This window comes from Streptomyces sp. NPDC093065 (assembly GCF_044754585.1).
Lineage (GTDB): Bacteria > Actinomycetota > Actinomycetes > Streptomycetales > Streptomycetaceae > Streptomyces.
Genome location: NZ_JBIVPJ010000010.1, coordinates 1 through 20,589, shown reverse-complemented (window position 1 = coordinate 20,589; position 20,589 = coordinate 1). Strand labels below are relative to the sequence as shown.

Here is a 20,589-nt window from a genome sequence, read left to right as displayed (position 1 = left end):
CTAGGAATCCGCAGGCCGAAGGGCGTCAACCGAGGCTCCGCACCCGGGACTCAACCCGTGGTACGACATCCGGTCCCGGACTCCACCCGAGCGGTGACGCGCTTCCTCGCCCCGGCCGGGATCATGGGGGCATGAGTACGTCGCCCCAACAGCGGCTGCGCGACCGGATCGCGGCGCCCGCCTACCCCTGGATCACCGGCGGCGCCGTGACGGCGGGCGCGGTGGTGGAGCTGATCGCCATTCCGGGCGGCGTCACGACCACGGTCGGGGTGCTGGTGTCCGCCGCCTCGCTGATGTGGCGGCGTTCCTTCCCGCCCGTCGCGATGCTCACCGTAGCGGCGGGACTGATCGCCTTCGCCGGGGACGTCAACCTGTACGTCTCGATCATGGTGAGCGGACTGACCGGCTGCTACTCCCTGGGCCGCAACCGTGTACTGCACCCGGCCCTCACCGTCGCGGGCGGCGCACTCGGCGCGCTGTGCGTGAACCTGGTGCACATCAACACCTGGTCGCGGATGGACCTGCCGGTGCCCGCGCTGTGGGAGAAGGGGTCGCTGAGCCTGTTCGCCGAGTCGTTCCTGCTGACCGTGGTCGTCTTCGGAGCGGTGATGATGGGCGACGCGGTCCGCTCCCGGGAGGAGACGCGCACCGAACGGAGCCTGGCACAGGCCAAGTTGATAGCCATGGAACGGCAGCAGGCCGCCGAGGCCGAGCGCGCCGCGATCGCCCGCGAACTGCACGACATCGTCTCCCACTCGGTGTCGATGATCGCCGTACAGGCCGAGAGCGCCACGTACACCACCCCCGGACTCACACCCGAGGCCCGCGACGGCTTCCAGCAGATCGCCGGCACCGCGCGCTCCTCGATGGCCGAACTGCGCCGCCTGCTCGGCGTCCTGCGCACGCCCCAGGGCGACACCGGCCAAGCCGCGCTCACCGCCCCGCAGCCGACCCTGGACCACCTGGCCGAACTGGTCGAGCAGCACCGGGCGGTGGGCGGTACGGCCGAGCTGCGGATCACCGGGGAGCGGGTGGCGCTGCCCGCCGCGTGGGAGCTGTCCGCCTACCGGATCGCGCAGGAGGCGCTGACCAACGCCCGCAAGCACGCCCCCGGCGCCCGTACCGTGGTGGAGGTCGACTACGGCACCGACCGGATGCTCACCCTCCGCGTCCGCGACGACGGCCCGGGGGCCGGGACGGGCACCGGACAGGGCTCCGGTCCGGACGCCGTCCCCGTCGCGGCCCCCGGCTCCGGACCGGGTACGGGCCACGGGCTGACCGGCATGCGGGAGCGGGCCGCCCTGGTCGGGGGCCGGCTCAGCGCGGGGGCGGGACCGGACGGCGGCTTCCTGGTGGAGGCGGAGCTTCCGTGGGGGAGTGGACGGGCCGTGTGGAACGAGGGAGGGAGCCGCGCGTGATCAGGGCACTGGTCGCCGACGACCAGGCGGTCGTCCGCACCGGGTTCGTGAACCTCCTGAACACCCAGGAGGACATCGAGGTCGTCGCCGAGGCGGAGGACGGGGCGCGGGCGGTGCTGGCCGCCCGTGAGACCCGCCCCGACCTGGCGCTCCTCGACATCCGCATGCCGCACAAGAACGGCATCGACGCGGCCCGGGAGATCCTGGCCGCGTCCGCGGGCGCCACCAAGGTGCTGATGCTGACGACCTTCGGCCTCGACGAGTACGTGTACGACGCGCTCGCGGCCGGGGCGGGCGGCTTCCTGCTCAAGGACGCCACGTTCCCCGAACTGCTGCACGCGGTACGGGTGGTGGCAAGCGGCAACGCACTGCTGTCGCCCGAGATCACCAAGCGCCTGATCGCCGAGTTCGTGCACGCGCGCGGCTCACGGCTGCCCGTCCCCGCGGCCGGTGACCTCACGGCCCGGGAGACGGAGGTGCTGACCCTGATCGCGCGTGGCCTGTCCAACGCGGAGATCGCGGGGCGTCTCACCATCACCGACCACACCGTGAAGACCCACATCAACCGGCTCTTCGCCAAGCTGGAACTGCGTGACCGCGCCCAGGCGGTGATCGTCGCCTACGAACTGGGCCTGGTCAGGGCGGGCCGCGAGTCGGGGGTCCGGCACCGGTAGCTCCGCCACCGGTGCCGGACCCCGTCCGGTGCCGGCCGTCTCCGGACCCTCAACCGGAGAAGCCGACGTGCGCGAGCCGCAGTGAGCCGCGCAGCCTGACGCGGAGATCGTGGACGCCCTCGGCGGCGAGGGCTCCGTCCAGCTCCACGTAGTCGTACGGCCCCGCGGTCGGCTCGGCAGGTGACAGCGCCGCCGCCCACGGGCCCCCGTCGAGGGCCACCTCGACCGTTCCGCCGCCCGCGACCGACACGGTCACCCGCCGCACACCGCTGCCGAAGTCGCAGGCACGGTAGAGCAGTTCGCCGGTTCCTCCGGCCGCCGGGGTCACCGCGTCGCCCACCGTCCTCGTCCGGTCGACGATCTCCGTGCCGCTCTGCTCGTCGAAGTCGGCCGCCTCCAGGCCGCGTTCGCCGACCGGGCGCGGTGCGGCGGGCTCGCCGTCGATGTCGACGGTCGCCGACAGGCGCACGTCCTCGCTGGAGGCACCCACCAGCAGGTCGTACGGGCCCGGCTCCAGCCGCCACCGGCCGTGCGCCACGTCCCAGAACGCCAGGGCGGACGGCGGGACCTCGAAGGAGACCCGGGCCGAGGCGCCCGGGGCCAGGGCGAACCGGCGGTGGGCCAGCAGCTCCCGGCGCGGGCGCGGCACCGACGGCTCGGCGGCGCGGACGTAGAGCTGGGCCACCTCGTCGGCGGCCGCCTGACCGGTGTTGACGACCGTGAAGGACACGGACACCGCCCCCTCCCGCACCCGTGCCGTCAGGTCCGTGTACCCGAAGGACGCGTAGGACAGGCCGTGCCCGAACGGGAACAGCGGCGTTCCCTCGAAGTACAGGTAGGTCTGGCGGCCGCCGATCACGTCGTAGTCGAGGAGATCCGGCAGGTCGGCGTCGTCCGCGTACCAGGTCTGCGGGAGCCGGCCCGCCGGGGAGACGTCCCCGGCCAGGACCCGGGCCAGCGCGGTGCCGGTCGCCTGGCCGCCGTGCGCGCTCCACAGCACCGCCGGGAGTGTGCGGACGTCGACCGCGTACGGGTAGGCGGACACCAGCGCGAGGACGGTCGCCGGGTTGGCGGCGCGGGCCGCGCGCAGCAGCCGCTCCTGGTGGCCGGGCAGCCGCAGCGTCGTACGGTCCTCGGTCTCGCGGCCGTTGATGTGCGGGTCGTTGCCCGCGACCACCACGACCACGTCCGCCCCGGCCGCCGCCCGCGTCACCGCGTCCTCGCCGCGCTCGGCGACGACCAGCCCGAAGACCTCGGGGTCCGCGTCGTGCGAGGCGTCGGCAACCTTCACGCCGTCGGCGGCGACCTGGACGAGGCGACCCGTTCCCGTGTGCCTGAGGAGGTGACCGTTCCCATGGGGTTCCAGCCGGAAGGTCTCCTGGACGACCCAGCCGCCGGGCTGGTCGGCGGAGGCGCGCACGAAGCCGTCCCCGGCGACGGACAGGTAGCGTCCGTCGGGCGCGCGCAGGGTCAGCACGCCCTCGCCCCAGTCGACGAGCGCCAGTTCGGTGCCGACGGCGTCGGTGGTCAGGGGCGGCAGGTCGGTGCGGCCGGCGAGCAGGGCCGGGTCGAGGGCGCCCTCCGTGCCGCGCGCGCCGGCGGGTGCGTCGTCCGACGGCAGGACGTGCAGGAACGAACCGTCGGCCGTGCGCAGCCTGACCCGGTCCACGCCCTCCGCGAAGGTCACCCGGTCGGCGCCGAACCGCTCGTACAGGCCCTCCAGCGGGGTCGAGCGGTGGATGAGCGTGCCGCTGTACCAGTCGAGCTTGCACTCGTCGGCGAGCAGCCCGACGACGGCGACGCGCGTGTCGGCGGCCAGGGGCAGCACGCCGTCGTTCTTGAGCAGGACCACCGCCTGTTCGGCCGCCTCCTGCGCGAGCGCCCGGTGTTCCGGCGTGTCGAAGTCCGCGGCACCGTCCGCCGCCACCGCGTACGGGTCGTGCCCGGCGTCGAACTCGCCGAGCCGGAAACGCACCGACAACTGCCGCCGCACGGCCGCGTCCACGTCCGCCTCCGTCAGCAGGCCCTGCTCCAGGGCGCCCCGGACCCGCGCGACGATCTTCGAGGAGTCGGTGCCGTGGTCGGTGAAGCTGTCCACCCCCGCCCGCAGCGCGGCGGCGGTGGCCTCCTCGTGGGTGTCGAAGTAGTGCTCCGAGTCGACCAGGTTGGAGGGGGCGCCCGCGTCCGAGCAGACCAGGAGCTCCTCCTCCGTCCAGGCGCGCAGGTGCCGCCCGAGGTGGGGGGAGACGTGGTTGGGACGGCCGTTGACCAGGTTGTAGGCCGGCATCACCCCGGCCACCGCGCCCGCCTCGACCGTCTCGCGGAAGGCCCGCAGGTCGTACTCGTTGAGGACGCGCGGACGGACCGAGGACGAGGAGGTGTCCCGGTCGGTCTCGTTGTTGTGCGCGAGCCAGTGCTTGAGGACGGGCGCGGTGCGCCAGTACACCGGGTGGTCGCCGCGCAGTCCCCGGGTGTACGCGGTGGCGATGGCCGAGGTCAGCCCCGGGTCCTCGGAGTAACCCTCCTCGTTGCGGCCCCACAGGGGGTGGCGCAGCAGGTTCACGGTCGGGGACCAGACGTTGAGACCGACGCGTTCGTCCCGCGCGCGCATCGCCCGGGCCTCCTTGGACACCGCCTCGCCGACGCGGCGCACCAGGTCCTCGTTCCAGGTGGCACCCAGTCCCACGGCCTGCGGGAACACGGTCGCCGGACCCATCCAGGCCACACCGTGCAGCGCCTCCTGGCCGGTGCGGAAGGCCGCGATGCCGAGCCGCTCGACCGCGGGCGCGAACTGGTGCAGGAAGGCGGTCTTCTCGTCGAGCGTGAGCCGCGACATCAGGTCGTCGACGCGCTTCGTGAACGGCAGGTGCGGATCACGGAACGGCGGCGTGGGTGCGGTCACGTGGAGGTCCCCTCGGGATGGAGCGGGCAGGACGTCGAAGCGCTTCGATGCTCTGTGCAGGCCCCGGCGGGTGTCAAGACGCTGCGGGGGTTCGCGACCCAACCCGTGCCGCATTGCAACGTGGAGAACGGATGCCCGGCCAAGTCCCGTTGCGGCGGCGCCGGGCAGGAATCTTGGGAACGGCTCTTGTGCCCCCCGAGGGGTTAACTTAACCTCGCTGCAACATCGAAGCGCTTCGACACGAACTGGTCCCAGTTCTCTCAAGACACCGCACCCGACGGCCGCCGTCGGGTGTCCCGGTGCGCCACGAAGGCACGAAGGGTTGACGCAAATGACGCCGAACGCCGCCTCCGGCCCCAGCCGGAGAAGTTTCCTCGCCTCCACCGCGGTCGCCACCGCAGCGGTGGCCGGAGGGGTGCCGCTGCTGACCGCCTGCGGCGGCTCCGACGGAGGCTCGCGCGACGGCACCACGTCGGGCAAGGACGCCAAGAAGATCCTTCCGGCCTACGTGGCGAGCAACGTGGTCACACCCGACATCCCCGGCAAGAACGGATCCGCGGTCGGCTTCACCGGCAAGCTGGACCTGGCCGGCCTGAAGACCTCGGTGCCCAAGAAGCTCGGCAAGGGCGGCGAGGTCACCGTCATGTCGCCGTTCTGGGGTTCGCCGCCCAAGGAGGACAACGCCTACTACAAGGCGATGAACGACCTCATCGGCGTCGACGTGGTCTGGCAGAACCAGGACGGCAACACCTACGACCAGAAGCTCGGCGCCGTCCTCGCCTCCAGCGAGGTGCCCGACGTGGTGGTCGTGCCCGGCTGGAACATGACCGGCAAGATCCCCAGCGCCATCATCGGCAAGTTCGCCGACCTCGGCCCCTACCTCTCCGGCGACGCGGTCAAGGAGTACCCGAACCTCGCCGCGATCCCCACCGACGCCTGGCAGCGGTCCATCTTCGGCGGCAAGCTGCGCGGCCTGCCCATGCCGTCCTCGTACGTCACCGGCATCGTCCCGCTCTACCGCCGGGACGTCTTCGAGAAGCAGGGCTACGAAGTCCCCCGCTCGTGCGACGAGTTCATGGCCCTGGCCAAGGACGCCACCAACGCCAGGGCCAAGCGCTGGGCCTGCCTGGACATGAAGTGGACCGCGTTCAACGCCTTCGGCGTGCTCTCCGGCAACGAGAAGTCCCTCGGCTGGAACGAGGTCGACGGCAAGCTGGTCCACCGTATCGAGACCGACGAGTACCTCGAGGCCCTGGAGTGGACGCGCAAGCTGTTCGCCGCCGGCGTCGTCCACCCCGACGCCGAGCTCGGCAAGTCCAACGCCGCCGACCCCGGCCCGAAGTTCGCCGCCGGCGAGTTCCTGATCTACAACCAGGACTCCTCCCAGTGGTGGAGCCGCACCGCCGAACAGGCGACCCAGAACCCCGAGTTCGAGATCTGGGGCATGGACATCTGGGGCCACGACGGCGGCGCCCCCACCCTGTGGGCGCAGAACCCGGCGGGCATCTTCGCCTTCGTCAACAAGAAGGCGTCCGAGGCCGTGATCCGCGACGTGCTGGCCGTCGCCAACGTCACCGCCGCGCCGTACGGCACCAAGGAGTACATGGCCACCAACTACGGCGTGGAGGGCACCCACTACACCGTCGAGGACGGCGTGCCCACCAAGACCGACCAGGGCAACATCGACGTGATGAACGCCTACGTCATGGTGGCGAGCCCCGCCGCGACCATCGCCCACCCCGACTTCCCCGAGGTCGCCAAGGGACAGGTCGAGTGGCAGCAGCGCATGGGCGCCGTCACGAGGAAGCCCGCGTTCTACGGCATGCAGATCACCGAGCCGGCCCGCTGGACCAACCTCTCCAACGACTTCGAGCAGCTGGAGGACGACGTCGTCCGCGGCCGCAAGAAGATCGGCGACGTGCAGCAGGCCGTCTCCGACTGGAAGAGCAAGGGCGGGGACAAGCTCCGCGACTGGTACCGGAAGATCCTCGACGAGAACGGTTCGGCGGCCGGCTGACCAGGTACCGAGGCAAGGAGAACCGCCGTGTCCCACAGCACGGTGCCTCGGACCGACACCGAGGCCGAAGAAGTCAAGAAGAGGCCCCCGAAGGCGCACGGCGGCGGCACGGGCGCCCCGGACAGGCCGCCCACCGGGAAGCTGAGCCTGCGGCTGAGGTTCCGGCGCGACCGTGTGCTGCTGCTGATGACCCTGCCGGCCGTCGTGCTGCTCCTGGTCTTCAACTACGTACCGATCCTCGGCAACGTCGTCGCCTTCCAGGAGTACGACCCCTACCTCAGCGACAACGGCGTCGTCTCCGTCCTGCACAGCCCGTGGGTGGGCCTGGAGAACTTCCAGCGGATCTTCGAGGACTCCGCCTTCTGGAACGCGGTCCGGAACACCCTCGTGCTCTTCGTCCTCCAGCTCCTGCTGTACTTCCCCATCCCGATCCTGCTCGCGCTGCTCATCAACAGCGTGGTCAGGCCCCGGGTGCGGGCGGTCTCGCAGGCCATCCTCTACCTGCCGCACTTCTTCTCGTGGGTGCTGGTCGTCGCCGTCTTCCAGCAGCTCCTCGGCGGGGCCGGGCTCCTCTCCCAGCTGCTGCGGCAGCACGGGTACGACGGGCTCGACATCATGACCGACCCCGACACCTTCAAGTTCCTGATCACCGCGCAGAGCGTGTGGAAGGACGCCGGATGGGGGATCATCGTCTTCCTCGCCGCCCTCGCCTCGGTCAGCCCCGACCTGTACGAGGCGGCCGCGATGGACGGCGCGAACCGCTGGCGCCGCATGTGGCACGTCACCCTGCCCGCCCTGCGGCCGGTCGTCGCCCTGCTGCTGGTGCTCCGCGTCGGCGACGCGCTGACCGTCGGGTTCGAACAGATCCTCCTGCAACGCGGCGCGGTCGGACCGGGTGCCGCGGAGGTCCTGGACACCTTCGTGTGGTGGAACGGCGTACGCAACCAGGACTTCGGCTACGCGGCCGCCGCCGGCCTCGTCAAGGGCGTCATCGGTCTCGGCCTGGTCCTCGCGGCCAACAAGGTGGCCCACCTCATGGGCGAGCAAGGGGTGTACAAGAAGTGACCGCCGTGCAGGAAACGACAGCGACCCGTGCGGCCGGCACCCCCGTGCGCCCGCCCCGCCGGTGGGCGGCCCCGCCCCGCCCCGTGTGGGAGGAGAAACCCGGCCGGGCCGGGCTCGCCGGCAAGGGCCTCGTGCTGGTCCTGGCCTGTATGGGCATCCTGTTCCCGCTGTGGATCGTGATCGTCACCAGCCTGTCCACCCGCAAGTCCATCGACGAGGCCGGCGGCCTGGTGATGATCCCCAAGGACCTCACCTTCGTCGCCTACCGGGAACTGCTCAGCGGCGGACAGGTCACCCGCGCCGCGCTCGTCAGCGTCGGCGTCACGCTCGTCGGCACCCTGTTCTCCATGGCGGTGTCCGTGCTGTGCGCCTACGGGCTCTCCCGCAGCGGCTCCCTCGCCCACCGCTGGATCCTCATGGTGCTGCTCGCCACGATGTTCTTCAGCGCCGGTCTCATCCCCACCTACCTGCTGGTGCAGTCCCTCGGCCTGACCGACAGCTACCTCGCGCTGATCCTCCCCAGCGCGATCAGCGTCTTCAACATCCTCGTGCTGCGCGGCTTCTTCATGGGCATCTCCCAGGAACTCGTCGACAGCGCCCGCATCGACGGCGCCGGTGACCTGCGCATCCTGTGGCAGATCGTGCTGCCGCTGTCCCGCGCGGTCGTCGCGGTGATCACGCTGTTCTACGCCGTCGGCTACTGGAGCGCCTGGTTCAACGCCTCCCTGTACCTCAACGACCAGGACATGCTGCCCCTGCAGAACGTCATGATCCAGCTGGTGCAGAAGCAGGAGGCGCCGGTCGGCCTCGGCCAGGCCATCAAGACCGGTGAACTGTCCGGCCTCGCCGTGCAGATGGCCGTCATGGTCATGGCCCTGCTGCCGGTCGCCGTCCTGTCGCCGTTCGTCCAGCGCCACTTCAGGAAGGGCATGCTCACCGGGGCGGTGAAGGGCTGATGCCGAACCTGTCCGACGCCACCGGCGGGCGCATCCTCTACGGCGGCGACTACAACCCCGAGCAGTGGCCCGAGGAGACCTGGCCCGAGGACGTACGCCTGATGAAGGCCGCCGGCGTCAACTCCGTCACCCTCGGCGTCTTCTCCTGGTCGAAGCTCGAACCACGCCCCGGCGTCCACGACTTCGCCTGGCTGGACCGGCTCATGGACCTGATGCACACCAACGGCATCGGCGTCGTCCTCGCCACCCCCACCGCCTCGCCCCCGCCGTGGCTCGGCCGGCTCCACCCCGACACCCTGCCCCGCGACGAGGACGGACGCACCGAGTGGTGGGGCGGCCGGCAGCACTTCTCGCACTCCAGCACCGTCTACCGCCGCCACGCCGCCGCCGTCACCGAGGCCCTGGCCGCCCGCTACGCCCGCCACCCGGCCCTCCTCATGTGGCACATCAACAACGAGTACTGCACCCACGACCACGGCGACGAGGCCGCCGCCCGCTTCCGCCGCTGGCTCCAGGACCGCTACGGCACCCTCGACGCCCTCAACGCGGCCTGGGGCACCGCCTTCTGGAGCCAGGGCTACGGCGACTGGGCGGAGATCCTGCCGGCCCGCCGCACCCACTACCTCAAGAACCCGGCCCAGGTGCTGGACTTCCGGCGCTTCACCTCCGACATGCTCCTGGAGTGCTGCACCGCCGAGCGCGACATCGTCCGCCGCCACACCCCGCACCTCCCGGTCACCACCAACTTCATGCCGCTGTGGTCGGGTCAGGACGCCTGGCGCTGGGCCGAGGAGGAGGACGTCGTCTCCGTCGACCTCTACCCCGACCCGCGCGACCCGTTCGCCGCCCAGCACGGCGCCCTCGTCCAGGACATGACCCGCTCCCAGGCACGCGGCCCGTGGATGCTCATGGAACAGGCGGCCGGGGCCGTCAACTGGCGCCCGGTGAACCACCCCAAGCCGCGCGGCCTGGCCCGCCTCTGGTCGCTGCAGGCGGTGGCCCGCGGCGCCGACGCCGTCTGCCACTTCCAGTGGCGGCAGTCGCGGCAGGGCGCGGAGAAGTTCCACTCCGGGATGGTCTCCCACGCGGGCGAGCGGGGACGCACGTACCAGGAGGTGAGGCAGCTCGGCGCCGACCTGGCCCGGATCGCCCCGCACATCACCGGCGGCGCGGTCCACGCCGACGTCGCCGTCCTGCACGACTGGCACTCCTGGTGGGCCGGCGACCAGGAGGCCCGGCCCTCCCGCGAGGTCGACTACCCGGACGTGCTCGGCGCCTGGCACCGCGCGCTCTGGCAGGCCCACCTCACCACCGACTTCGCGCACCCCGGACACGACCTGACCGGCTACCGCCTCGTCGTCGCCCCCCAGCTCTACCTCCTCACCGACGCCGCCGTCGACAACCTCCTCGCCTACGTCCGCGGCGGCGGCACCCTCGTCTGCGGCTTCCTGACCGGCGTCGCCGACCAGGACGACCGGGTACGGCCCGGTGCCATGGACGCCCGGCTGCGCGAGCTGTTCGGCATCCGCACCCTGCACGAGTGGTGGCCGCTGCGGCCGGGCGAGAGCGCCGAGTGCGAGGGCGGCCTGCGCGGCACCCTGTGGTCCGAGGAGCTGGAGCCCGACGGCACCGCCGACGAGACCGTCGCCTACCGGGGCGGCGAACTCGACGGACTGCCGGCCGTACTGCGCAAGGGCCGCGCCTGGTACGTCTCCACGCTCCCCGAGCCGGACGCGCTGCGCGCCCTGCTGGCCCGCGTCGCCGCCGGCGCGGGCGTCCGTCCGGTGCTCGACGGACTCCCGGACGGCGTCGAAGCGGTCCGGCGCGGCGACCGGCTGTTCCTGCTCAACCACGGCCGCGACCCGGTCACCGTCGACCTCCCGGGCACCCACCACGACCTGCTGACGGAGACGAAGGCGACCGACCGGATCACCCTGGGCCGCTACGGCGTGGCGGTGCTGGGACCATGAACGCCACGCCCGTCCACGGCACCTGGGAGCCCGAGCCCGCCGCCCGCTGGGAGGACGCCTTCCTGAGCGGGAACGGCCACCACGGCGCCCTCGTGCACGGAGACCCGGACAACGACCGGGTGATCGTCACCCACCACACCCTCGTCCGCCCGGACGGCGACGACGCGCACCGCCGCCCACCCGCCCTCGCCGCCGAACTCCCCGCCCTCCAGGACCGCCTGCTGGCCGGCGACACGGCGGCCGCCGAAACCTTCACCGACGGCCGCCCGCTGCGATGGGTACGCCCCTTCCACCCGGCCTTCCAGCTGCGCCTGAACCGGCCGTCCGGCGACGACACCCACGCCCCCTACCGCCGCGCCGTCGACTTCACCACCGGCGAGACGACCGCCATCCGCGCCGGCTGGACCAGCCGCGTCTTCGTCTCCCGCGCCGACGACGTGATCGTCCAGCACGTCACCGCCCCGCACCTCACCCTCGACCTGTCCCTCGACCCCCACCTCCCCGGTGCCCCCGCCGGACTGGGCATCGGCCACGGTGCCGTCCTCACCCCCGAGGGCGCCCTGCTCACCCTGCGCGCCCGCTACCCAGGCAGCGACCTCGCCTACACGGGCGTCACCCTCGTCGCCGTCACCGGCGGCACCACGAGGCTCGCGCCGCCCGGCGTCCTGACCGAGGGCGCCACCGAGGTGCTGCTGCTGACCCGGGTGCACCGCCACACCGGCGAGCTGGACACCGTCGCCGAGAGCCGCGCCCTGCGCGACCTGCTGGACGCGGCGCCGTACGCGGGCTCGTACGACGACCTCCTCGCCCGGCACCTGACCCACCACCGCACCGCCTACGACCGCGTCACCCTCGACCTCGCCGCCGACCCCGCCGAACGCGCCCTGCCGGGCTCGGACCTGCTCACCCGGCCCGACAGCGCCGCCCTCCTCGAACGGCTCTTCGCCGCCGGCCGCTACCACCTGCTGTCGGCGAGCGGCCTGCTCCCGCCCCGCCTCACCGGTCTGTGGACCGGCGACTGGAACACCGCCTGGTCCGGCGCCTTCACCACCAACGCCAACCTCAACCTCCAGACCGCCTCGGCAGCGGCCGCCGCGCTCCCCGAGGTCACCGGGGCCCACGCCGCCCTGGTCCACCGCCAGCTCCCGCACTGGCGGGACAACGCACGCGCGGTCTTCGGCACCCGGGGCGCGGTCGCGCCCTCGCACACCGACGGCGAGAGCGGCCACACGTACCACTTCAGCCGCGAGTACCCCCTGCACCTGTGGACCGCGGGCGCCGACTGGCTGCTCAAGCCCCTCGTCGACCACGACGAGACCTACGGCACGCGCGACCCGCGCACCACCGCCGCTCTCGCCGAAGTCGCCCTCTTCTACGAGGACTTCCTCACCCGGACCGACGACGACGGACACCTGGTCGTCGTCCCCTCCTACTCGCCCGAGAACCGTCCCGCGAACGCGAGCTGGGGCGCGCTGAACGCCGCCATGGACCTCTCCGCCGCCCGGCACGCCCTGCTGACCGCCGCCGACCGCCTCCCCGAGCACGCCGACCGCCTGCGCGCCCTCGCCGGCCGCCTCCCCGCCCACCGGGTCAACGCCGACGGCGCCCTCGCGGAATGGGCGTGGCCCGGCCTGGTGGACACCTACGACCACCGCCACCTCAGCCACCTCTACGGCGTCTGGCCGCTCGACGAGATCAGCCCCTACGACACCCCCGACCTCGCCGAGGCCGCCCGCCGCGCCCTCGAACTGCGCGGCGCCGAGAACGACTCCGCCCACGGGCACCTCCACCACGCCCTCGTCGCGGCGAGGCTCCGCGACGGCGCCCGCGTCGCCCACGCGCTCGGCCGGGTGCTCGACGGCGACTACTTCCACGCCTCCCTGATGAGCGCGCACTACCCCCGCCGCGACGTCTACAACGCGGACGCCGCGCACACCCTGCCCGCCGTGCTGATCGAGATGCTCGTCCAGTCCACCCCCGGCCGGCTGGTCCTGCTGCCCGCCCTCCCGCCCTCCTGCCGGCAGGGCGAACTCAGGGGCGTACGCACCAGGTTCGGGGCATCGCTCGACCTCGCCTGGACACCGGACGGCGGCGCGAGGGCCGTCCTGCACCCGGACCGGACCCACCGCGTCGAACTCCGGACTCCCTCCGGCGCCGAACCGCTCGACCTCGTCGCCGGGGAGGACCGCGTCATCAGCGTCAAGGCGCGGTAACACCAGCGCACCTCCCCCCACCCATGGAAGGAAAAGCCATGGCACCACGCACGCGCACCGCCCGCACCCGCACCCTGACCGCTCTCCTCGCCCCGGCCCTCGCGCTCGGCGCCACCGTCGGCCTGGCCTCCGCCCCCGCCCAGGCCGCCGTCTGGAACTCCTGCGACCAGTGGGGCAACACCACCCTGAACGGCTACACCCTCTACAACAACATCTGGGGCTCCGGCGCCGGCAGCCAGTGCGTGTGGGCCAACTCCGGCACCGACTGGGGCGTCTGGGCCGACCACCCGAACACCGGGGGCATCAAGTCCTACCCGAACGCCAAGAAGGTGATCAACAAGCCGATCTCCTCCCTCTCCTCGCTCACCAGCAGCTACGCCGTCACGGTCCCGTCGTCCGGCGCGTACAACACGTCGTACGACATCTGGGACACGGACTACGACTACGAGATCATGCTCTGGGTCAACCACAACGGAGCCGTCGGCCCCCTCGGCACCTCGCAGGGGACCGTCAGCCTCGGCGGCCACACCTGGAACGTCTACAAGGGGGACAACGGCGCCAACGAGGTCTTCTCGTTCCTGCGCACCTCGGACTCCAGCTCCGGCACGGTGAACATCCTCCCGATCCTGAAGTGGATCAAGGACACCAAGGGCTGGATGGGCAACGAGACCATCGGTGACGTGCAGTTCGGCTACGAGATCACCTCGTCCGCCGGCGGTCTGGACTTCCGCACCGACAACCTGACGGTCAGCGGCGGCTGACCGCGGTACGCCACGGCGCGGGGGGCCGGTCCGGGACCGGCCCCCCGCGCTCACTCCGCCGGGGCCACCACCGGCGGCCGCGCGCGGAGCGGCGTGAACTACGGCCGGACGGGCGCCGGTCCCGAGCTGGCCCGGACGGTCAGTTCCGGCGCGAGGAGCACGACCTCGTCGCTCCCGCGCCCGTCGAGCTTGGCGACCAGTTGCTCCACGGCCCGTCGCCCCATCTCCTGCGCGGGCAGCGCGACCGAGGTGAGCCGCACCGAGGCCTGGGTGGCGACCTGCTCGGGGCAGACCGCGACCACCGACACGTCCTCCGGCACCGCCCGGCCCTGCTGGCGCAGCAGGGCGAGCAGCGGTTCCACCGCCGACTCGTTCTGGACGACGAAGCCCGTGGTGTCCGGGCGTTCGTCGAAGACGCGGGCCAGCGTCGCGGCCATCGCGTCGTACCCGCCCTCGCAGGGCCGGTGCAGCAGCCGCAGTCCCAGCTCCCGCGCGCGGGAGCGCAGCCCGTCGAGGGTGCGCTCGGCGAAGCCGGTGTGCCGTTCGTAGACGGCGGCGGCCTCGCCGATGACGGCGATGTCGCGGTGCCCGAGCTGCGCCAGATGCTCCACGCACAGCGCGCCGGTCGCCCGGAAGTCCAAGTCGACGCAGGTCAGGCCCTCGGTGTCGGCGGGGAGGCCGATCAGGACGGACGGCTGGTGAGTGTCGCGCAGCAGGGGGAGCCGCTCGTCGTCGAGTTCGACGTCCATGAGGATCATCGCGTCGGCGAGTCCGCTGCCGGTGACGCGGCGCACCGCGTCGGGACCCTCCTCGCCGGTCAGCAGCAGGATGTCGTACCCGTGGGTGCGCGCGCCGGCCGCGACCGCGATGGCGATCTCCATCATCACCGGCACGTACATGTCGGTGCGCAGCGGGATCATGAGGGCGATGATGTTCGACCTGCTGCTGGCCAGGGCGCGGGCGCCCGCGTTCGGGTGGTAGCCGAGCTTCCGGATGCTCTCCTCGACCCGCTGCCGGGTGGTGGTGGAGATGGACCGCTTGCCGCTGAGGACATAGCTCACCGTACTGGCCGAGACTCCGGCGTGCTGGGCGACCTCGGCGAGGGTGACCATCCAGCTCTCCAAGTTGTGTGAAGCGCTTCGACAGCGCGCGGGGCCAATGCAGGTGGGTGAGGGTGGTTCGACAGTAGCCGCAGCGAGGATGGGTGTCCATAGGCTGTCGAAGCGCTTCGACAGTCTTCTCCTCCGGCTTTCCGTCTTCCGGCCTCCCCACGCAGTATCGGCCGAACGGCCGCACGAACGGTGGCTGGGTCGCCCGGGATCGGGTACATACGATCGGGTAGCACCGACTAGTAACGTACGTCCGCAAGTTCGTGCAGGACGAATCGCGGCGAGGTGAGCCCCATGTCCGCACCACCCACCCCCTCCTCCCGACCCACCGTCACCGAACGTGAGGCCCGACAGGTCGCGGAGGCGGCCCGGGAACAGGACTGGCGCAAGCCCAGTTTCGCCAAGGAGCTCTTCCTCGGCCGCTTCCGCCTCGACCTCCTCCACCCCCACCCGCTCCCGGCCGACGAGGACGTCCAGCGCGGCGAGGAGTTCCTCGCCAAACTGCGCGACTTCTGCGAGACGAAGATCGACGGCGCGGTGATCGAGCGCGACGCGCGGATCCCCGACGACGTGATCACCGGGCTGAAGGAGCTGGGCGCCTTCGGCATGAAGATCGACACCAAGTACGGCGGCCTCGGCCTGACCCAGGTCTATTACAACAAGGCCCTCGCCCTGGTCGGCTCCGCGAACCCCGCGATCGGCGCACTGCTCTCGGCCCACCAGTCGATCGGCGTGCCGCAGCCGCTGAAGATGTTCGGCACCCAGGAGCAGAAGGACACGTTCCTGCCGCGCTGCGCCCGCACCGACATCTCGGCGTTCCTGCTCACCGAGCCCGACGTCGGCTCCGACCCGGCGCGCCTCGCCACGACCGCCGTCCGGGACGGTGACGACTACGTCCTCGACGGCGTGAAGCTGTGGACGACCAACGGCGTCGTCGCCGACCTCCTCGTCGTCATGGCCCGGGTCCCGAAGTCCGAGGAGCACAAGGGCGGCATCACCGCCTTCGTCGTCGAGGCCGCCTCCGAGGGCATCACCGTCGAGAACCGCAACGCCTTCATGGGCCTGCGCGGCCTGGAGAACGGCGTCACCCGCTTCCACCGGGTCCGTGTGCCCGCCGCGAACCGCATCGGCTCCGAGGGCGCCGGCCTCAAGATCGCCCTCACCACCCTCAACACCGGCCGCCTCTCGCTGCCCGCCATGTGCGTCGGCGCCGGCAAGTGGTGCCTGAAGATCGCCCGCGAGTGGTCGGCGGTGCGCGAGCAGTGGGGCAAGCCGGTCGCGCTGCACGAGGCGGTCGGCTCCAAGATCTCCTTCATCGCGGCCACCACCTTCGCCCTCGAAGCCGTCCTCGACCTCTCCTCCCAGATGGCCGACGAGGACCGCAACGACATCCGCATCGAGGCCGCCCTCGCCAAGCTCTACGGCTCCGAGATGGCCTGCCTGATGGCCGACGAACTCGTCCAGATCCGCGGCGGCCGCGGCTTCGAGACCGCCGCCTCCCTCGAAGCCCGCGGCGAACGCGCGGTCCCCGCCGAGCAGATCCTGCGCGACCTTCGGATCAACCGGATCTTCGAGGGCTCCACCGAGATCATGCACCTGCTGATCGCGCGCGAGGCCGTCGACGCCCACCTCTCGGTCGCCGGGGATCTGATCGACCCCGACAAGACCCTCTCCGACAAGGCGAAGGCGGGCGCGCAGGCCGGCGTCTTCTACGCCAAGTGGCTCCCGAAGCTCGTCGCCGGACCCGGCCAACTCCCGCGCTCGTACGCCGACTTCCACCCGGCCGGCCACCGGGATCTCTCCGGGCACCTGCGCTATGTCGAACGCACCGCCCGCAAGCTCGCCCGCTCCACCTTCTACGCCATGTCCCGCTGGCAGGGCCGGATGGAGACCAAGCAGGGCTTCCTTGGCCGGATCGTCGACATCGGCGCGGAACTGTTCGCGATGAGCGCAGCCTGTGTGCGCGCCGAGCACCTGCGCGCCAAGGACGACCACGGCCGCGAGGCCTACCAGCTCGCCGACGCCTTCTGCCACCAGTCCCGCATCCGCGTCGAGGAACTCTTCGGCCGCCTGTGGAGCAACACCGACGACCTGGACCGCAAGGTCGTCAAGGGCGTGCTGGGCGGCGCGTACGAGTGGCTGGAGCAGGGCGTCGTCGACCCGTCCGGCGACGGCCCGTGGATCGCGGACGCGACACCGGGCGCGAGCGCCAAGGAGAACGTCCGCCGGGCCATCGGCTGACCCGCGGGCCCGGCCAGGCCCGGAGACGGCGCCGGGCGCACCGCCGCGCCCTGGCCGGCCTGCCCTCGGGCGGGCCGCTGCGCAGCAGCCGGGCCGCCCGGCGGGAGGCCGGGTCCCGGCGGCAGCAGCCGGCCGGGGGAGCCGGCCCGGCGGTCCTCCCGTGGGCGCACGACACCCGACCGAGGGACGCGCTGTCCTCACGGAGGGCCGTTGCGGACACAATGGGGGGATGAGCGACAGTCCAGCCCCACTCGCCGACCCCCACCTCGTCTACGACCCGGTGGCGGGCGACGGCCCGAAGGACGTGGTGGTCCTCGGGTCCACCGGGTCGATCGGGACCCAGGCCATCGACCTCGTGCTGCGCAACCCGGACCGCTTCCGGGTCACCGCCCTGTCCGCCAACGGCGGCCGGGTCGCCCTCCTCGCCGAGCAGGCGTACCGGCTGAAGGCGCGGACCGTCGCCGTCGCCCGCGAGGACGTCGTACCGGCCCTCAGGGAAGCGCTCGGCGCCCAGTACGGCACCGGCGAGCCGCTGCCCGAGGTCCTCGCCGGACCGGACGCGGCCACCCTGCTCGCCGCCTCCGACTGCCACACCGTGCTCAACGGCATCACCGGCTCCATCGGCCTCGCTCCGACCCTCGCCGCCCTGGAGGCGGGCCGCACCCTCGCGCTGGCCAACAAGGAGTCGCTCATCGTCGGCGGACCGCTGGTCAAGGCGCTCGCCAAGCCGGGCCAGATCATCCCGGTCGACTCCGAGCACGCCGCCCTCTTCCAGGCGCTGGCCGCCGGCACCCGCGCCGACGTGCGCAAGCTGGTCGTCACCGCCTCCGGCGGCCCGTTCCGGGGCCGTACCAGGGACGAGCTGGCCGCGGTCACCGTCGAGGACGCCCTCGCCCACCCCACCTGGGCCATGGGCCCGGTGATCACGATCAACTCCGCCACCCTCGTCAACAAGGGCCTGGAGGTGATCGAGGCCCACCTCCTCTACGACATTCCCTTCGACCGCATTGAGGTGGTCGTGCACCCGCAGTCGTATGTCCACTCGATGGTCGAGTACACGGACGGATCGACACTGGCCCACGCCACGCCCCCCGACATGGGCGGGCCCATCGCCGTGGGCCTCGGCTGGCCCGAACGCGTCCCCGACGCCGCGCCCGCCTTCGACTGGAGCAAGGCCTCGACCTGGGAGTTCTTCCCGCTCGACAACGAGGCCTTCCCCTCGGTGAACCTGGCCCGGCATGTAGGGCGGCTCGCGGGCACGGCCCCGGCGGTGTTCAATGCCGCCAACGAGGAGTGCGTCGAGGCGTTCCGCCGCGGTGCGCTGCCGTTCCTCGGGATCATGGAGACCGTCACGCGGGTGGTCGAGGAGCACGGCACCCCCCGTGCGGGAACCTCGCTCACCGTCGCGGACGTCCTCGAAGCGGAGACCTGGGCGCGCGCCCGGGCCCGGCAACTGGCGGCACAGACGGCGGAGGCCCGTGCATGACGACCCTGATGTTCATCCTCGGCATAGTCCTCTTCGCCGTCGGCCTGCTGTTCTCCATCGCCTGGCACGAGCTGGGCCACCTGTCCACGGCCAAGATGTTCGGCATCCGGGTGCCGCAGTACATGGTGGGCTTCGGACCGACGATCTTCTCCAAGAAGAAGGGCGACACCGAGTACGGGGTCAAGGCCATCCCGTTCGGCGGCTACATCCGCATGATCGGCATGTTCCCGCCCGGCCCCGACGGCCGCATGGAGGCGCGCTCCACCTCGCCCTGGCGCGGGATGATAGAGGACGCCCGCTCGGCCGCCTTCGAGGAACTGCAGCCCGGAGACGAGAAGCGCCTCTTCTACACGCGCAAGCCGTGGAAGCGTGTCGTCGTCATGTTCGCCGGGCCGTTCATGAACCTCGTCCTGGCGGTGGTGCTCTTCCTCACGGTGCTGATGGGCTTCGGCATCTCGCAGCAGACCACCACCGTCAGCTCCGTCTCGCAGTGCGTCATCTCGCAGAGCGAGAACCGCGACGACTGCACCAAGTCCGACCCCGCCTCCCCGGCCGCCGCGGCGGGCCTCAGGGCCGGCGACAAGATCCTCGCCTTCGACGGCGTACGGACCGACGACTGGGACAAGCTGTCCGACCTGATCCGCGCCAACCCCGGCGACGACGTGCCGGTCGTCGTCGAGCGCAAGGGCGAGGAGATCACCCTCCACGCGACCATCGCCACCAACAAGGTCGCCAAGAAGGACTCCCACGGTCAGATCGTCCAGGGCGAGTACGTCACCGCGGGCTTCCTCGGCTTCAGCTCCGCCACCGGCGTGGTGAAACAGGACTTCGGCCAGTCCGTGACCTGGATGGGCGACCGGATCGGCGACGCCGTCGACAACCTCGCCGCCCTGCCCGCAAAGATCCCCGCCCTGTGGGACGCGGCCTTCGGCGACGGGCCCCGCGAGTCCGACTCCCCGATGGGCGTCGTCGGCGCCGCCCGCGTCGGCGGCGAGATCGCCACCCTGGACATCCCGCCCACCCAGCAGCTCGCCATGTTCGTCATGCTGGTGGCCGGCTTCAACCTCTCCCTGTTCCTCTTCAACATGCTCCCGCTGCTGCCGCTCGACGGCGGCCACATCGCGGGCGCGCTGTGGGAGTCGCTGCGCCGCGCCGCGGCCAAGGTGCTGCGCAGGCCCGACCCGGGCCCCTTCGACGTGGCGAAGCTGATGCCGGTGGCCTACGTGGTGGCGGGCGTCTTCGTCTGCTTCACGCTGCTCGTGCTGGTGGCGGACGTCGTCAACCCCGTGCGGATAACCTGACGCCGGCCGTCCGCGGCCCCGGGAGCGACGGCCCGTCCCGCGGACCGTCCGCCGATCCGATGTGAAGCCCGATCCGGAGAGCATGTCCCTCCGGACCGGGCTTCACTCCGCTCGCCCGGCAGATGGACGCCAAAGGGTGCATCCGCCGTACGCCGCGTGCCCGGTGTTCATGTCGGTGCCGTAATCTCGAATGCCGGAGCCCGCCGCTGAACGGGGCCGGACCTTGATCCACGACTTGGGGTTGCACAGCAGATGACTGCGATTTCTCTCGGCATGCCGGACGTTCCGACCAGGCTCGCGGAGCGCCGCAAGAGCCGGCAGATCCAGGTCGGGCCCGTGGCGGTGGGCGGCGACGCCCCCGTGTCGGTGCAGTCCATGACCACCACCCGCACCTCCGACATCGGGGCGACGCTCCAGCAGATCGCCGAGCTGACGGCGTCGGGCTGCCAGATCGTGCGTGTGGCCTGCCCGACCCA

14 protein-coding genes are annotated in these 20,589 nt (G+C 71.9%); 12 read left to right on the top strand and 2 right to left on the bottom strand.

The features are described 5' to 3' along the window. Positions 1–131 precede the first annotated feature (131 nt). Both ACIQFU_RS18855 and ACIQFU_RS18850 read left to right on the top strand, forming a co-directional pair. Positions 132–1,418 carry a sensor histidine kinase gene (locus ACIQFU_RS18855; protein WP_402552828.1) on the top strand — a complete coding sequence of 429 codons (1,287 nt, stop codon included), beginning with the start codon at positions 132–134 and terminating at the stop codon, positions 1,416–1,418. Then, complete coding sequence (locus ACIQFU_RS18850; RefSeq protein WP_402552826.1) at positions 1,415–2,092, top strand: response regulator; 678 nt, start codon at positions 1,415–1,417, stop codon at positions 2,090–2,092. Before ACIQFU_RS18855 ends, ACIQFU_RS18850 begins: the two co-directional genes overlap by 4 nt. 49 nt (positions 2,093–2,141) lie before the next feature. On the opposite strand, the gene ACIQFU_RS18845 is transcribed toward ACIQFU_RS18850, so the two are convergent. After that, a complete protein-coding gene (locus ACIQFU_RS18845) occupies positions 2,142–4,994 on the bottom strand; it encodes a glycoside hydrolase family 3 C-terminal domain-containing protein (protein ID WP_402552825.1) in 2,853 nt (950 codons plus the stop codon). A gap of 331 nt (positions 4,995–5,325) precedes the next feature. Here ACIQFU_RS18845 and ACIQFU_RS18840 point away from each other — a divergent pair, with 331 nt between their 5' ends. From ACIQFU_RS18840 to ACIQFU_RS18815, 6 genes are read left to right on the top strand one after another with little or no spacing between them, the layout of a single operon-like run. Beyond that, positions 5,326–7,011 carry an extracellular solute-binding protein gene (locus ACIQFU_RS18840; RefSeq protein ID WP_402552823.1) on the top strand — a complete coding sequence of 562 codons (1,686 nt, stop codon included), beginning with the start codon at positions 5,326–5,328 and terminating at the stop codon, positions 7,009–7,011. Positions 7,012–7,038: 27 nt separating this feature from the next. After that, positions 7,039–8,076, top strand: coding sequence for an ABC transporter permease (locus ACIQFU_RS18835; protein WP_402552821.1), 1,038 nt, complete (start codon positions 7,039–7,041; stop codon positions 8,074–8,076). Between the two features lie 5 nt (positions 8,077–8,081). After that, complete coding sequence (locus ACIQFU_RS18830) at positions 8,082–9,032, top strand: carbohydrate ABC transporter permease (RefSeq protein ID WP_402552820.1); 951 nt, start codon at positions 8,082–8,084, stop codon at positions 9,030–9,032. Then, a complete protein-coding gene (locus tag ACIQFU_RS18825) occupies positions 9,032–11,002 on the top strand; it encodes a beta-galactosidase (RefSeq protein WP_402552818.1) in 1,971 nt (656 codons plus the stop codon). Before ACIQFU_RS18830 ends, ACIQFU_RS18825 begins: the two co-directional genes overlap by 1 nt. Beyond that, positions 10,999–13,215 (top strand): glycosyl hydrolase family 95 catalytic domain-containing protein, encoded by a 2,217-nt coding sequence (locus ACIQFU_RS18820; RefSeq protein ID WP_402552817.1) that lies wholly within the window; start codon positions 10,999–11,001, stop codon positions 13,213–13,215. Before ACIQFU_RS18825 ends, ACIQFU_RS18820 begins: the two co-directional genes overlap by 4 nt. 38 nt (positions 13,216–13,253) lie before the next feature. Then, positions 13,254–13,976, top strand: coding sequence for a hypothetical protein (locus ACIQFU_RS18815; RefSeq protein ID WP_402552815.1), 723 nt, complete (start codon positions 13,254–13,256; stop codon positions 13,974–13,976). 98 nt (positions 13,977–14,074) lie between these two features. Here the strand turns inward: ACIQFU_RS18815 and ACIQFU_RS18810 are convergent, their stop codons facing one another. Then, the gene (locus tag ACIQFU_RS18810; RefSeq protein WP_402552814.1) at positions 14,075–15,088 is read right to left on the bottom strand and encodes a LacI family DNA-binding transcriptional regulator; all 1,014 of its coding nucleotides are present in this window, start codon (positions 15,086–15,088) and stop codon (positions 14,075–14,077) included. Positions 15,089–15,379: 291 nt separating this feature from the next. Between ACIQFU_RS18810 and ACIQFU_RS18805 the strand changes: the two genes are divergently transcribed. From ACIQFU_RS18805 to ACIQFU_RS18790, 4 genes are all read left to right on the top strand, one after another. After that, positions 15,380–17,326, top strand: a complete 1,947-nt coding sequence (locus tag ACIQFU_RS18805) for an acyl-CoA dehydrogenase family protein (RefSeq protein ID WP_402552813.1) — start codon at positions 15,380–15,382, stop codon at positions 17,324–17,326. 229 nt (positions 17,327–17,555) lie between these two features. Next, positions 17,556–18,812 carry a 1-deoxy-D-xylulose-5-phosphate reductoisomerase gene (dxr, locus tag ACIQFU_RS18800; RefSeq protein ID WP_402552811.1) on the top strand — a complete coding sequence of 419 codons (1,257 nt, stop codon included), beginning with the start codon at positions 17,556–17,558 and terminating at the stop codon, positions 18,810–18,812. Positions 18,813–18,820: 8 nt separating this feature from the next. Continuing rightward, entirely contained in the window at positions 18,821–20,113 is a 1,293-nt protein-coding gene (locus tag ACIQFU_RS18795) for a M50 family metallopeptidase (RefSeq protein ID WP_402553112.1), read from the top strand. A gap of 252 nt (positions 20,114–20,365) precedes the next feature. Further along, positions 20,366–20,589: flavodoxin-dependent (E)-4-hydroxy-3-methylbut-2-enyl-diphosphate synthase (locus ACIQFU_RS18790; RefSeq protein WP_402552809.1), on the top strand; the 224-nt coding region annotated here is incomplete at its 3' end.